Raw genomic sequence first — 14,773 nt, forward strand, 5'->3', positions numbered from 1 at the left:
TGGTCTATCTTTGTTGTTTATGGGAAGCAAAGCGAAAAAAATAAGTACTTTTGCAGTTCAAAGAGGCATTCTGCCTTACACACTTTTTGGGATACTACCGTTCGTTCATTGCGAGTGCTTTTTGGAGCTTCGTTCTCCCTTTCTCATCAATCATCTTTTCCCCGTTGGCAAGTAGAAGGTATCCTGTTCCCTTGATTAGTTTTTTCTTTCACTCGTCTACCTCTTTTGCCACTAATTCTCTTCGTACTTTATCAAGGGTGTCATTCATTAGCTTAATGACGTGAAAGTGGTCAAATACGTGTATGGTATCAAGGGTATTTTCACGTACTGATTTAGAGAAAGCTGATGACATATCTGTCGCCACATACTTTATCTGAACTTTCTTCTTCCTTACCCTTTTCCAAAACGTTGTAAGAGCATCCGCCCCCTTTCCGTCGCCAACAGGTCTTTTTGAGTCTCTTTGGAATCTTCTTTTTGCTTATTCTGTTCCTTTGCTAGTTGGTGCATAGGGCATAGCTTGCTAGTGTCGTCTACCAGCTTAGATCCATTCACCAAGCCTTGCCTGCGACATTCGGGGCAAGTGGGTAGCCCTTGCCCCTTAGTGTAGGGGTGCTTGTGGAGGTCAAAGAGACTGCCACTCTTACCAGGGTTATTCGCCAGCCCATCCTTAGGCTCATCCTTGAGTGAGCCATCTGGCAGAGTGGTTGGGGCTTTGTCGGTAGGGCGGACACGGCACTTGCAATTCCAATCAAGCGGAGTGGTATATGCCGTAAATGAAAAAGGCGAGAAGTCAATTGACCTCTCGCCTTTGCTGTCGCGCAGGGACTCGAACCCCGAATTAAAGGACCAGAATCTTTTGTGTTACCATTACACCACGCGACAGTGTCAGTGGTATCTCTACCCTTTCGGTGGCAAAGATACCACAAAAATATTAATTAGCCAATGATTGATTTATGAATTTCATCTCATTGTCTACATAATCAAGTTGTATCGCCTTATCCTTTTGGATTTTCTCCTCTAAGACTGCGATAGATAGTGGGTTCATCACCTCTTTTTGGATCACTCTCTTTACTGGTCGAGCACCGTATTGTGGGTCAAAACCAAGCTCTGCAATGTGCTCTACCGCCCTATCGGTATAGGTGAGCGTGATGCCATTATCGGCAAGTGACGTAATCACCCTATCCAGCTGTATACGTACTACCTCGGCTATCTGCTCCTTATTCAATGGGTGGAATACAATGGTCTCATCAATACGATTGAGGAACTCTGGCCTTATTCGCTCCTTTAGGAGTGACAATACCTGCTTCTCCGTTGTCTCTTCTATTTCGTGGGCATTATCTGCGGTCAACTTCTCAAAGTTGTGCTGGATAATATCCGAACCCATATTAGAGGTCATGATGATGATGGTATTCTTAAAGTTGACGGTACGACCTTTATTGTCCGTAAGTCGTCCATCGTCAAGCACCTGCAATAGCACATTGAAGACATCGGGGTGAGCCTTTTCAATCTCATCAAAAAGCACGACTGAGTAGGGTTTACGCCTAATCGCTTCGGTGAGCTGTCCACCCTCTTCATAGCCTACGTATCCTGGAGGTGCTCCTACCAGACGTGAGGCGGAGTGCTTCTCTTGGTACTCACTCATATCAATGCGCGTCATCATATCCTGATCATCGAATAGAAACTCTGCCAGTGCCCTTGCTACCTCCGTTTTACCTACACCTGTGGTACCGAGGAAAAGGAAAGAGCCGATAGGCTTCTGTGCATCTTGCAATCCTGCACGGCTTCGCCTTACCGCATTAGCAATTGCTTCAATCGCTTCATCCTGTCCTACTACTCTCTTGTGCATCTCCTCCTCTAGGTGTAGTAGCTTGGTACGCTCCGAAGTCATCATCTTGGAGACCGGGATATTGGTCCACTTAGAGACTACCTCTGCGATATCCTCAGCATCAACGACCTCCTTGATGAGGGCTGAATCGCCTTGAATCTCGTGGAGTTTTTGCTCCGCTGTCTCGATACCCTTTTGAAGCTCCTGAATCTCACCATATCTGATCATCGCTACACGCTCGTAATTTCCATCACGCTCAGCTTGCTCAGCCTCGAATTTGAGGTCCTCTATCTTCGCTTTATTCTGCTGGATAGTTTCCATTTGGTTCTTTTCACGCTCCCACTTACTGGTAAGGGTCGATTGCTCCTCCCTGAGAGTGGCTATCTCCTTATCGAGTTGCGACACCTTATCGGTATTGCCCTCCATCTTGATCGCCTCGCGCTCAATCTCTAGTTGTTTGATCTTACGAAGGCACTCATCGAGCTCCTCGGGGAGTGAATCCACTTGCATCCTTAGTCGAGCTGCTGCTTCATCCATAAGGTCAATTGCCTTATCGGGTAAGAATCGATCCGTAATGTATCTACTAGATAGTCTCACAGCTGCGATGATGGCGTCGTCGAGGATACGCACTTTGTGGTGATTTTCGTACCTTTCCTTTAGTCCACGCAATATGCTGATGGTAGAGAGCTCATCTGGTTCGTCCACAGTGACTATCTGGAAGCGTCGCTCCAGTGCTTTATCCTTTTCAAAATACTTACGGTATTCATCAAGGGTGGTTGCACCGATCGTGCGGATCTCACCTCTCGACAATGCAGGCTTCAGGATATTGGCAGCATCCATAGCTCCTTCACCGCCACCGGCACCTACTAGTGTGTGGATCTCATCGATGAATAAGATCACCTCGCCCTCCGACTTTTTAACTTCATTCACGACGCTCTTCAAGCGCTCCTCAAACTCACCCTTGTACTTAGCTCCTGCTACTAGAGCACCCATATCGAGCGAAAATATCTGCTTGCTCTTAAGGTTCTCTGGCACGTCACCACGCACGATACGCCTTGCCAACCCTTCGGCAATAGCGGTCTTTCCTACTCCTGGTTCGCCTATCAGGATAGGATTGTTTTTAGTTCGCCTACTCAATATCTGCAACACACGGCGGATCTCATCATCACGCCCTATGACAGGGTCAAGCTTGCCACTCCTCGCTTGTTCGCAAAGGTTGATGGCATACTGACCAAGTGCGTCGTAGGTATTGTCGGCACTAGGGTTATCTGCTTTTGCTCCGTTTCTTATATTCATAATGCTTTCCTTTAATCTCTTTTCATTTACCCCACTAGCTTTTAGTAATCGGCTAGCGGTATTCTCCTCTTGTAATAATGCCAAAAGTAGGTGCTCTATAGCGACAAACTTATCGCCCATCTCACTAGAGAGCTTTTCGGCACTTTGTAGTAGTTTGGCAGAGTCGTTGGATAGATAGGGCTCGCCCCCTTCTACACGTGGAAGCTTCCTTACCGCTTCATCTACGCTGGCACGAAGCCTCTGAAGATCGCCTCCTGCCTCTGGGATGCTCTTCTCTATCAAATGACCACCGCCATTGAGCAGTGCCTGTAGTAGGTGTAGTGGCTCAATCGCCTGCTGTCCTAACTCTTTGGCACTTTGTATTGTCGCTTGAATTATCTCTTGCGATTTAATTGTATATTTCTCCCAATTCATATATTCTTATGCTATTTGTTATCGTTTTTACATATAGTATTGTACAAAATTCCAGCCAATGGTGGCTGGCGGACAATTTGTAATAGAGCTATGATACTATTGTCTGTAGGCTGTGACAAAAAAGAGAGTGGTAGGTCAATTCCTACCACTCTCGCTCAAAATTTGTCAGAGATGTAAGTCAGTATCGTTACCAAATGACAATCTCATCGGTGAATAAGAACTTATCTTTGATAGGCAAGTGGTACTCTATCTTGAGGTAACGAGCTGTAGTATTTGGGGTAAATCTAAAAGTCTCAAAGCGCAGGCGAGTATCTTTTGGGTCGGTCTGTGACATAACCCTATCCACCACTTCGTACTGCTTGCCATCCATAGAAGTGGAGAGCTCCACCCACTCTGGCATGTGTACCCATGGGTCAATATCGTGCATACACTTAGTGCTGACAGAATTGATTTCAGTAGGTTCACCAAGGTCAATGACGCCTATGGTACTCTGAGAAGCAACATTGCCGAGCCATCTGCCATCCATATAGGTGATACTGCCACGAAGTCCATCGAGTAGGGCGGTCTCTACACCACCTGCGGAATAGCCACCGCCGAGTGGGGTAAGCCATTTCACTGTGTGCCCAATACCCTTATGGTAGTCAAATCGCTGTGTAGTAGGCTTGCCAAGTAGCTTGCCATCTCTGAACACGCCTGCAACCAGTGTGGCACTATCACGGAGTGTGATGGTCTCACCTTCTGTGTAAGTAGGGTCTTCAGTAGTAGGTACTTGACCATCCGTCCGGTAGTGAATCTCGTAGGGATATAGCTCCGTAGTCATCTGCACCTCAAAGGCTCTCTTGTCATAGTCTATGGTATGTGAGATATTGAGGTAGGTAGAGAGTGGGTAGCTATTAATTCCTCTCTTTATTAGTTGCGGAACATGGGTATTGACCCTTTTTCGGAAGCTTTCCCAGCTCTTGTACTCAGGATCTGTCCACGCCACCTCCGAGAGTGCTAGTATTCTCGGGAATAGCATATAGGCAGCATGGTTTTCATCCATCACATACTCAGTCCAAAGATTGGCTTGCACTCCATATATATAGGACTGTTCTTCCGTTGTGAGCTCCTTGGGGAGTGGGTCGTAGCTATATACCTTCTCCAGTGGGAGATATCCTCCAATCTGCTTCTTCTCCGATTGCGTTGGGTCTTCCTGATAGTAATCTAGATAGAGATGTGAATTGGGGGTCATAATCACTTTGTGCTTGGCTTTGGCCGCCTCAATACCACCTGCCTCGCCTCGCCAACTCATCACAGTGGCATTAGGTGCCAAGCCACCTTCTAGAATTTCATCCCAGCCAATGATCTGCCGACCATTGTCATTTAGATACTCTTCCATGGCATGTATCATATGGCTTTGGAGCTGGTCAATATGCTTATAGCCCATCTCACGCATCAGCTTCTTGCAACGGCTACAAGTGCCCCATGCCTGTTTGCCTGCTTCGTCACCACCTATATGGATGTACTCAGAGGGGAATATATCCATGATCTCACTCAGAACTACTTCCAAGAAGGTGTAGCTCTCCTCATTACCTATGCAGAAGTCGCTCTCGTAGGGTAGGGCTTTACCACTACAGCTAAGCTGAGGAAAAGCAGCAAGTACCTCTTCGCTGTGTCCAGGGATCTCGATTTCAGGGATCACTGTGATACCACGCTCTGCCGCGTAGGCCACAATCTCTCTTGCCTCCTCTTGAGTGTAATAGCCACCATAGGCTCCAGGAGTATCCTTACTGCAGTAGCGACGATCCTTCTCAATCCACCACTTCTGCCAATCACTCTCGGTACGATAGGCGGTCTTCTCGGTTAGTTCGGGGTGATTCTTGATCTCTATTCTCCAACCGCCGGCATCTACAAGGTGCCAGTGAAAGCGATTGAATTTGTAGTATTGCATCTCATCAAGTAGTTGCTTGATGAAGTCTATACTCATATAATGGCGGCTGACATCAAGCATTACGCCTCGGTAGTCCAATCGAGGAGCATCTTGGATTTCCACCTCGGCAATTCCCTCATCTGTCACTAGCTGTCGGAGCGTTTGGATGGCATAGCCTACCGCCTCAGGGCTCCCTGCTGTAATGGTAACGCCATAGGTGAAGTTGCTCTCTAAGTGATAGGTGTTGTCCTCTAGTTGGTTGTCTATTGAAATAGCCACCGAGGCCCCTTCATCATTGATGGTTAAGGCTAGGGTGGGGAGACCATGCTCTTGAAGTGTTGCATTGAGTTGCTCAGCTAGTAAGTCCCTATTTTCCACCTCCTTAGGTATGGATAGGGTGTTATGGTTGCCAAATGTGTAAGCTTTATTGCTGAGCCACTCTATCTGGTTGGGTAGGGGGATCAGCGCAGGTTGCTCTTCTAGCTCATGGGTAGTTGCTTGATTACAAGCGGTGAGGCTTAGAAGAGAAATCAATAGTCCAAGGTAAAGGAACCTAAAGGGTGTATTCATCTTTCTACCTCCTCTCCCTCTGTCTCAGTAAATCTAGTGACATACTCTTGAATGCCCTCGATGAGAGGTTCGTTATTTCTATCTCCAATGTAGCCACAGAGTCTCACTTCGTTTTCCTGAAGGTCGAGGTCATCTTCCCTGGTAGCTATTTTGATATCGTACTTCTCCCAAAGGAAAGTGGATAATTCGCTCACGGTGCCAACATTTAGTCTAATCATAAAGTAGGGAGTGGAGCCATAAATAACTTCAATACCGTAGATGCTATCCAGCTTTTCGGCAAGTTGCATTGAGTCCCTTAACCACTTGCGGATAGGGATGGTAAACTGCGCAGGGTGAAGTAATATAAAACGAGTTGCTTCAAGTGCCAAGGAGCCTACACAGCGTGGGGTGTAATTCTGCTTGAAGTGCTTCATCTTATCGGCAGTTGAGACTGCATATCCTACCCGCATGCCTGGGATATTATAAGCTCTTGAAAAGGAGCTCACCACAATAAGATTGGGGTATTTCTTTATATCGCTAGCTTTGATATTATCCTCCACCACGTAGCTAGCCATTGAGAGGTCTATCACTACATTGACCTCAGGGTGTTCACGGAGTAGTGAAAGTATGGCTCTGCGGCTGAAAAAGCGCCCATCGGGGTTGTTGGGGTTGCATATCCAAAGGTAATCAATCCCCGCGAGGTCTAGCTTGCCAAGATCTTTGACGTCGTGTGCTTCCTTGATGATGTGCTCGGCACGCTCAAGTGCATGGCGGAACTCCTGATTGGTAGGAGGTAAGATAAGTGAGGTAGCACCTTTTGAGATACTCGCCACTAAATGAAGTGCTCCGGTAGCGCCATCGGTGACAATTACTTGGTCCTCTTTTACCTCAAGGCGGCGAGAGAGCAATCGCACGATCGACTCCGCCTCGCGCTCGGGATACTCCTCCACAAGATGGATATTCTCTACTAAATGCTCCTTGAGATTGCCCAGCTCGGCACCTTTCCATGAAATAGAGCCAAAGTCGTATACCTGACTATCTCTCTTCTGTACTTCCTTATCTTTCTTCTGCATAATCCTTATTATATGTACTTATAACGATCTATCAATAAAATAACTTGGAACCTGACCATCCAATCACTTTACAAACTTAATCATTTTCCACCATATTAAGAGTTACTGCCCATTATCCAAGGCACCAAAGTAGGCGAAAAATGGGGGATAATTAATGTATTGTGGAAATAAATCGTAATTGATAGCGGTTTTCCTTGGTAGTCTACTTTTTTAAGTTTATCTTTGTACCTAGTAATTTTCACAACTAATACCTACTTTTAATTAACTCTGATTATGTGGTTAACAAAATCATCTATTGGTAGAAAGGTGGTGATGAGTGTGTCGGGTCTATTTTTGATCTTCTTCCTCCTGTTTCATGGAACGATGAACTTGGTGGCTGTATTTTCAAAATCGGGCTATGACCTTATCACTGAGTTTCTAGGCACGAATGCTGTCGTGCAGTTTATGGTGCCAGTGCTGGCACTAGGTGTCATTATCCATATTGTGTATGCTTGTATTCTGACACTTCAGAATCGTAAGGCACGTGGTAATGACCGATATGATAAGACTGGCAGGAGCGATGTCCAATGGGCAGCGAAGAATATGTTCGTGCTTGGTCTGATCATCGTTATCGGCATTGCTTTACACCTAACTCACTTTTGGGATAAGATGCAGCTGAAGGAATGGATGGGTCATGAGCCAGCGAATGGCTTTGAGCTGATCCAGTATTACTTCTCTAATATTTGGTATGTGGTAATGTACCTTGTTTGGTTTGTGGCTATTTGGTTCCACCTCACTCACGGTTTCTGGAGTTCGTTCCAAACCCTAGGCTGGAGCAATGCTATTTGGTACAAGAGACTTCATGTGATAGGTGTCGTTTTCGCTACCATCATCTGTCTTATGTTTGCATTCACTGCAATCGCTTTTTACCTACAGTCTATCGGCGTATGGCCTAGCGTAGGCAATATTTGGACGCTTGGGCAGCATGCCGCATTGTAAAATCTTTAGACATTAATATTAATATGATAAAGTTAGATGCCAAAATTCCAAAGGGTCCTTTAGCGGAAAAATGGAATACTTATAAGGCTAATCAGAAGCTGGTGAATCCGGCCAATAAGCGTAGATTGGATATCATAGTTGTAGGTACTGGGCTGGCAGGTGCGTCGGCAGCTGCTTCGTTGGCTGAGATGGGCTTCCATGTGGAGAACTTCTGTATTCAAGACTCCCCTCGCCGTGCACACTCTATCGCAGCTCAAGGTGGTATCAATGCAGCGAAGAACTATCAGAATGATGGTGACTCTGTGTACCGTCTATTCTATGATACAATTAAAGGTGGTGACTACCGTGCAAGAGAGGCCAATGTATATCGTCTAGCCGAGGTGTCCAATGCAATTATTGACCAGTGTGTAGCGCAGGGCGTGCCTTTCGCTCGTGAGTATGGTGGTACATTGGCCAACCGTTCGTTTGGTGGTGCACAGGTATCTCGTACTTTCTATTCAAGAGGTATTACGGGTCAGCAACTATTGCTAGGAGCTTACTCAGCACTTTCCCGTATGGTGGGCCTAGGTAAGGTCAACCTCCATACTCGCCATGAGATGGTTAATCTAGTAATGGTGGATGGTCGTGCAAGAGGTATCATCGTTCGTGACTTGGTTACTGGAAAGCTAGAGCGCTTCTCTGCCCACGCTGTGGTGATTGCAACTGGTGGTTATGGCAATACCTTCTTCCTTAGCTCCAATGCTATGGAGTGTAATGGTTCGGCCGCTTGGCAGTGCTACAAGAAGGGAGCCGCATTTGGTAATCCTTGTATGGCTCAAATTCACCCAACCTGTATTCCACAGCATGGCGACTTCCAAAGTAAGCTAACGCTGATGTCGGAGTCGCTACGTAATGATGGACGTATTTGGGTGCCTAAGAAGAAGGAGGATGCCGAGGCTATCCGTGCAGGTAAGCTACGACCAACTGAGATAAAGGAAGAGGATAGAGACTACTACCTGGAGCGTAGGTATCCAGCCTTTGGTAACTTGGTGCCTCGTGATGTGGCATCGCGTGCTGCTAAGGAGCGTTGTGATGCTGGCTATGGCGTAGGGACTGGTAATGCAGTTTACCTAGACTTTGCTGAGCCTATCCAGCGTCTTGGGCTAAAGGTAGTTGAGGAGAGGTATGGTAACCTATTCCAGATGTATGAGAAGATCACTAATGATGATCCATACAAGACCCCTATGATGATCTTCCCGGCTATCCACTATACAATGGGTGGCCTATGGGTAGATTATGAGCTGCAGACCACTATCCCAGGCCTATTCGCGATTGGAGAGTCCAACTTCTCAGACCACGGTGCCAACCGTCTGGGTGCTTCTGCATTGATGCAGGGGCTAGCTGATGGTTACTTTGTACTTCCTTATACGATCCAAAATTACCTATCAGATCAGATTCAGGTGCCACGTTTCAGCACAGACCTACCAGAGTTTGATGTTGCTGAGAAGGAGGTGACTGACCGAATCCACAAGTTGATGAATATTAAGGGTAAGCAGTCTGTGGATGACCTTCACAAGAAGCTTGGTCACATCATGTGGGATTATGTAGGTATGGGTCGTGATGAGGCTGGGCTAAAGAAGGGCTTAGAGCTGATTGCTGAAGTGAAAAAGGAGTTCTGGTCCGATCTATTTATCCCTGGTCAGGCTATTGACCTCAATGTAGAGTTGGAGAAGGCACTTCGCCTTGCTGACTTCATTGAGATCGGTGAGCTAATGGCTCATGACGCTCTTGACCGTAAGGAGTCTTGCGGTGGTCACTTCCGCCTAGAGTACCAGACAGAGGAGGGTGAGGCACTTCGTGACGACGAAAACTTTGCCTATGTTTCTTGCTGGGAGTATCAAGGCGAGGACAAAGCACCAGTGATGTATAAGGAACCTCTTGACTATGAGTTCGTAGTGAGAGCGCAGAGAAACTATAAGTCTTAATAACCCTTTCGTAAGATTAGACACAAAACTATGGATAAAGACATTAATATAAAGGTCAGAGTCTGGAGACAGAGGAGTGCTAAGGAGAAAGGGCACTTTGAGACCTACGAACTAAATAATGTATCTCAGGGTAGCTCCTTCTTGGAGATGCTTGATATATTGAATAACCAGCTGATTCACAAGGGTGAGGAGCCAGTGGTATTTGATCACGACTGCCGTGAGGGTATTTGTGGTATGTGCTCACTATATATTGATGGGCACCCACACGGACCTGACTCTCTTGTGACTACTTGCCAGCTGCACATGCGTAAGTTCAATGATGGTGATACCATTACTATTGAGCCATGGCGTTCTGCTGGATTCCCAGTGATTCGCGACTTGATGGTGGATAGAACTTCATTTGATAAGATCCAACAAGCTGGAGGATTTGTCAGCGTCAATACAGGTAGTGCCCCAGATGCCAATTCTATTCCAATCTCTCACGACGTAGCAGAGATGGCGATTGATGCCGCCTCTTGTATTGGTTGTGGAGCTTGTGTAGCTGCATGTAAGAATGGTTCGGCTATGCTCTTCGTGAGTGCTAAGGTGAGCCAGTTTGCATTGTTGCCACAGGGTCGTCCTGAGGCAGCTAGGCGTGCCAAGGCTATGGTGGCAAAGATGGATGAGCTGGGCTTTGGTAACTGTACCAACACCCGTGCGTGTGAGCTGGAGTGTCCAAAGGGCGTTTCGGTATCCAACATTGCTCGCCTCAATAGAGAGTTTATCAAGGCTAAGTTTAAGGATTGATCCTTGATATAGCCTTTATGATATTTGAAAGCCCCTCCGAGCGACTCTCGGAGGGGCTTTCAACGTTGAGGCTGTTGCACATTCAAGTTTAGACATTTTGGATTGACTTTTTGCTGATTTTTGTCTTATCTGGCTTGAGAAACTGCCTTGTTGTTTGATTATTCTCCTCTGTAAAAGCTCCAAATATGAGCTTTTACAGAGAATTTCTAGTACTTATCTCATAACAAATGCTCCTCTTATAGAGGCTTCTTCATTTTCTAATAATCTATTAACCGAGTCAACCTTTTTCAGGAAACCACATTGTGTAATTAAGCGTTTAGTGAATAATTCGCTCAATTATAATGGATTTCCAGTTCTCTTTCAAATTTTCAAAGAGGAAAAAGACTCCGTCGCCCATATCTTGCGGATTTCATCCCGCAAGATGATTGGTGTATACAGGCTGACGCAGTAGTCTCAAGGTGTCACAGTCGACTCTATCAAGCAGAATATCGGATGAGGCATTTTTAGCAAATGTGCGAGAATAACACTTCGTGCAACATACTCATTGAAGAGGTTTATTAAATTTAATCCCTATTTTTAGGTATGAAAATATATTTATTTTAATCAAAAATAGGTATTGAGGTGCAATATATACTTTCATAACTTTGCAAACAGAGTTACACATGAAGCAATACGTATATGAAAAGGTGAGAAATGAAGAACTTTATTACTAAAAAGTTGTACTTAACGATATCGGCAATACTCAGTGGTCTACTACTGACCGTGAGTGCGGTACAAGCACAATCTGTCGTTAAGTTATTTACAATTACTGTCACGGACAGAAGTACGCAGTCTCCTCTGCAAGGAGCACTGGCTACGCTGACCCTTGAGAATGGTAAAATATACCGCAATGTGGCAGACTCTCAGGGGAATATTTACTTCGGAAAATTGCCTGAAGGTGTCTATAGGATGCGAGTGACCTTTATTGGCTATACCCCCTTTGAGCAAAACCGTGTGAAGCTACCAGCTAAGAGCAATGGGCTGGTGGTTGGTTTGGCACCTTCGGATGAGCAACTGAGTGAGTTGGTTGTTGTGACCGCTAAGGAGACGAAGGGTATGACGAGTGGCTCGAAGATTGATCAGGAGGCAATGAAGCACATTCAGGCTTCTAGCTTTGCAGATGTTTTGGAACTGCTCCCTGGAGGTGTAGCTGTGGATCCGTATGTGATGACGCCGCAGCCTATACGCTTGAGAGAGGCTCACTTCCCATTCGACACCGGAGGGCGTATGATGCCTCGGGTGAACCAGCTCAACTATGCTACGGCCTCGCTTGGTACTGCATTTATTGTCGATGGTATGCCAATTGCTAATAATGCCAATATGATGACCCTCTCCGGTCTTGGCTCTAGTAATAATGGTGCTGTCAATAGTATCTTTAATACAGAAGGGGTTGACCTGCGTACCATAGGTACAGATGAGATTGAGAGTGTGGAAATCATCAGAGGCATTCCCTCTGTGGAGCATGCTAACCTAAGTACGGGGCTTATCAATATCAAGCGCAAGCGTACGCTGAATGACTTGGAGGCGAGATTTAAGGGTGATATGAGGAGCTACCTTACCTATATCGGTAAAGGCACCAATGATATTGGCAAGGATTATAATCTGAGTATGGGCCTCAGCATTCTTGCTTCTAGTGCTGATCCAAGGTTCCGTCAGACCTCCTATCAGAGGATCACAGGATCTATACGCTCTACGAAGCTTTGGCACTTTGATTCCGGAAGCCTTAGTTGGCTTGCAAACTTGGACTATACCGGTTCATTAGATGGCGAGAAGGTGGATCCGGATCAATCCTACAGCCAGCAGGACTCCTATCGCGTGAATTATCATCGTCTCTCTACGAATCACTCCTTAAGGTTTACGCCGAATAAGAAGGGATTATTTGCAGGGATGAGCTTAGATATGGCAGTCAGCTATGTCAATGATGTCATGAAGATAGTGCGAGGGGTGCAACATGATAATAAGCCTTTTGTCTACTCCATGAAAGAGGGTGAGTACAATTGGGGATTTTACCCCAGTGGGTTCTTTATCGCTAAGCACCGTGTAGATGATCAGCCTTTTTATGCCTACACTAAGCTGAAGGGAGAAAGCCTATTCTGGTTAGGAAAGGTACATAATCGGGCTATTTGGGGCTCGGAATGGAACTACAGTAAGAACTTTGGGGAAGGAACGATCTTTGACCCCGAGCGCCCTGTATTTAGAGACCCTTCCCAACGCCCCAGGAGGTTTAGTGACATACCGGCACTGAATAGGCTCACTTTCTTTTTGGAAGACAACATGAGCATTAACGTCAACGACCATGTGCTTTCCTTGCAGGCCGGGGTGACTACATCTACATTACTTGGGCTTGACAAGTCTTTTACAATGAGCGGTCACTTCTACACAGACTTGCGTGTCAATGCAAAGTACGATGTGGCTCCTATACAGATAGGAGATAAAAAGCTGGGGATTCACTTTGTCGGAGGGTATGGAACACTTCGTGTTTTCCCCGTCATGCAACAACTGAATCCGGAGAAACTCTATTGGGACTTTATTCAACTCAATACCGGTGGATTTCCTAATAGAGATAGCTGGATAGTCAATGCTAAGACTTATATCTTCCAACCTAATTCTACACAACTTGAGCCGGCGATAAACAAGAAATGGGAGGTGAGAATGGATCTGGACTATGATCAATATTACTTCACCGCTACCTATTTCCGGGAAGATATGCCTAATGGCTTCAGACGAGTGGGTGAGCTGACAACCCTCTCTTTCAAAAGGTATGATATATACAGTATCGACTGGAGAAACCTAACGGCACCACCTGATCTCTCCAAGATGAAGTATAAGGAGTATAAGGACTTTGCACTTATCCCATATACTAGGAATGGTAGCCAGACCAAAAAGGAGGGAGTAGAATGGGTGTTCAGTACTCCAAGGTACGACAAGATCCATACTCGTCTGACATTCTCTGGAGCATGGTTTAAGACTATATATAGAAATAGTGCACCGCTGTATGTCCAGCCTGATGTGCAGCTGGGTAAGCAATTGGTATTCCCGTACTATGGTCTATATAAGGACGAGGAGGGCTTGACAAGTGAGATGCTCAATACCGATTTCCGCTTTGATACGTATCTGAGGAAGTATAAGTTTAACCTTTCTCTCTCGATACAAACTAACTGGTATGCCTCCTCTGAATTTCTCCCTAAGTCTGATCGGCCTGACTACTATGTAGACCTCGACTTGGTAGAGCACCCCTATACCGAAGAGTCGAAGAAAGATACTTATTTGCAACACCTCTTCCGTGGAGAGTTGAAGCCTTTATTTGAAAAGTATACGGTGCCGATATGCACACACTTTAATGTGAAAGCAACCAAGTACTTTTTTGATGAAAAGCTAAGGGTGGCACTCTTTGTGAATCGTCTCTTTGACTATAGTCCGGACTACTATCATGAAGGGTATCTCCACCGGAGAAATAGGTATCCCTATTTTGGAATGGAGTTGAACATTAAGTTTTGATCAGTTTATGAAAAATAAAAGAGCAATTTTTGCGTTATTGTTGTTTCCATTATACACAGTCCTATTGAGTGGTTGTGAACTAAAGACCGATGACGTTAACATTATGTGTGAGTTGACGATAGAGGCCAGCCTACCTAATCCGGATTGTAAACTGGTAGATCTCAAGGACCTGGTCTTAGAAACTACTAACCTTAACACTAAAGAAGTGATTAAGCAAAAGGTTACGGAATTTCCTTTCACAATAACGCTACAAAAAGGTTATTACCAAAGAATATACATGGATAGCCAAAGTGTGACAGAAGAGAATACCGTTACCGGTGAAAAGCGAGTGCGGTGGATTCGTGGTTCCAAAAACGATCTATACTTGCTACAAGATAAGCAGAAGGTACAACTTACTTTCTTCTACATGAGATAAAGAGATACACTTATGAATACAAAAAAA

The 14,773-nt window shown here is 45.5% G+C and carries 8 protein-coding genes, 1 tRNA gene and 1 pseudogene; 5 read left to right on the forward strand and 5 right to left on the reverse strand.

Features of this window, described 5'->3' with window-relative positions; genetic code table 11:
• Positions 1-208 precede the first annotated feature (208 nt).
• From A3GK_RS11205 to A3GK_RS0103460, 5 genes and pseudogenes are all read right to left on the reverse strand, one after another.
• Positions 209-430 (reverse strand): annotated as a pseudogene (locus A3GK_RS11205) (transposase); the annotation flags it as partial.
• Between the two features lie 381 nt (positions 431-811).
• Positions 812-882 (reverse strand) — tRNA-Gln (locus A3GK_RS0103445).
• 49 nt (positions 883-931) lie between these two features.
• Positions 932-3,535 carry an ATP-dependent chaperone ClpB gene (gene clpB, locus A3GK_RS0103450; RefSeq protein ID WP_018028092.1) on the reverse strand — a complete coding sequence of 868 codons (2,604 nt, stop codon included), beginning with the start codon at positions 3,533-3,535 and terminating at the stop codon, positions 932-934.
• A 187-nt stretch (positions 3,536-3,722) separates the two neighbouring features.
• On the reverse strand, positions 3,723-6,014 hold the full coding sequence (locus tag A3GK_RS0103455) for a family 20 glycosylhydrolase (protein WP_018028093.1): 2,292 nt from the start codon (positions 6,012-6,014) through the stop codon (positions 3,723-3,725).
• A complete protein-coding gene (locus A3GK_RS0103460; protein WP_018028094.1) occupies positions 6,011-7,066 on the reverse strand; it encodes an aminotransferase class I/II-fold pyridoxal phosphate-dependent enzyme in 1,056 nt (351 codons plus the stop codon). The genes A3GK_RS0103455 and A3GK_RS0103460 overlap by 4 nt, the downstream gene beginning before the upstream one ends.
• Positions 7,067-7,339: 273 nt before the next feature.
• On the opposite strand from A3GK_RS0103460, the gene A3GK_RS0103465 reads away from it, so the two are divergent.
• From A3GK_RS0103465 to A3GK_RS0103485, 5 genes are all read left to right on the forward strand, one after another.
• Positions 7,340-8,044 carry a succinate dehydrogenase cytochrome b subunit gene (locus A3GK_RS0103465; protein ID WP_018028095.1) on the forward strand — a complete coding sequence of 235 codons (705 nt, stop codon included), beginning with the start codon at positions 7,340-7,342 and terminating at the stop codon, positions 8,042-8,044.
• 23 nt (positions 8,045-8,067) lie between these two features.
• On the forward strand, positions 8,068-10,008 hold the full coding sequence (locus A3GK_RS0103470; RefSeq protein ID WP_018028096.1) for a fumarate reductase/succinate dehydrogenase flavoprotein subunit: 1,941 nt from the start codon (positions 8,068-8,070) through the stop codon (positions 10,006-10,008).
• Between the two features lie 30 nt (positions 10,009-10,038).
• Positions 10,039-10,794 (forward strand): succinate dehydrogenase/fumarate reductase iron-sulfur subunit, encoded by a 756-nt coding sequence (locus A3GK_RS0103475; protein WP_018028097.1) that lies wholly within the window; start codon positions 10,039-10,041, stop codon positions 10,792-10,794.
• A 693-nt stretch (positions 10,795-11,487) separates the two neighbouring features.
• Complete coding sequence (locus A3GK_RS0103480; protein ID WP_018028098.1) at positions 11,488-14,331, forward strand: carboxypeptidase regulatory-like domain-containing protein; 2,844 nt, start codon at positions 11,488-11,490, stop codon at positions 14,329-14,331.
• 103 nt (positions 14,332-14,434) lie between these two features.
• A complete protein-coding gene (locus A3GK_RS0103485) occupies positions 14,435-14,746 on the forward strand; it encodes a hypothetical protein (protein WP_155799424.1) in 312 nt (103 codons plus the stop codon).
• The last annotated feature ends 27 nt before the right edge of the window (positions 14,747-14,773 follow it).

The sequence above is a fragment of the Porphyromonas somerae DSM 23386 genome (genome assembly GCF_000372405.1).
Classification (GTDB): Bacteria; Bacteroidota; Bacteroidia; order Bacteroidales; family Porphyromonadaceae; genus Porphyromonas_A; species Porphyromonas_A somerae.

Excerpts from the sequence above, each read along its gene's own strand:
- A3GK_RS0103460 (WP_018028094.1), bottom strand. The coding sequence starts at position 7,066 with ATGCAGAAGAAAGATAAGGAAGTACAGAAGAGAGATAGTCAGGTATAC.
- A3GK_RS0103485 (WP_155799424.1), top strand. The coding sequence starts at position 14,435 with ATGTGTGAGTTGACGATAGAGGCCAGCCTACCTAATCCGGATTGTAAA.
- A3GK_RS0103475 (WP_018028097.1), top strand. The coding sequence starts at position 10,039 with ATGGATAAAGACATTAATATAAAGGTCAGAGTCTGGAGACAGAGGAGT.
- A3GK_RS0103455 (WP_018028093.1), bottom strand. The coding sequence starts at position 6,014 with ATGAATACACCCTTTAGGTTCCTTTACCTTGGACTATTGATTTCTCTT.
- A3GK_RS0103470 (WP_018028096.1), top strand. The coding sequence starts at position 8,068 with ATGATAAAGTTAGATGCCAAAATTCCAAAGGGTCCTTTAGCGGAAAAA.
- A3GK_RS0103480 (WP_018028098.1), top strand. The coding sequence starts at position 11,488 with ATGAAGAACTTTATTACTAAAAAGTTGTACTTAACGATATCGGCAATA.
- clpB (WP_018028092.1), bottom strand. The coding sequence starts at position 3,535 with ATGAATTGGGAGAAATATACAATTAAATCGCAAGAGATAATTCAAGCG.
- A3GK_RS0103465 (WP_018028095.1), top strand. The coding sequence starts at position 7,340 with ATGTGGTTAACAAAATCATCTATTGGTAGAAAGGTGGTGATGAGTGTG.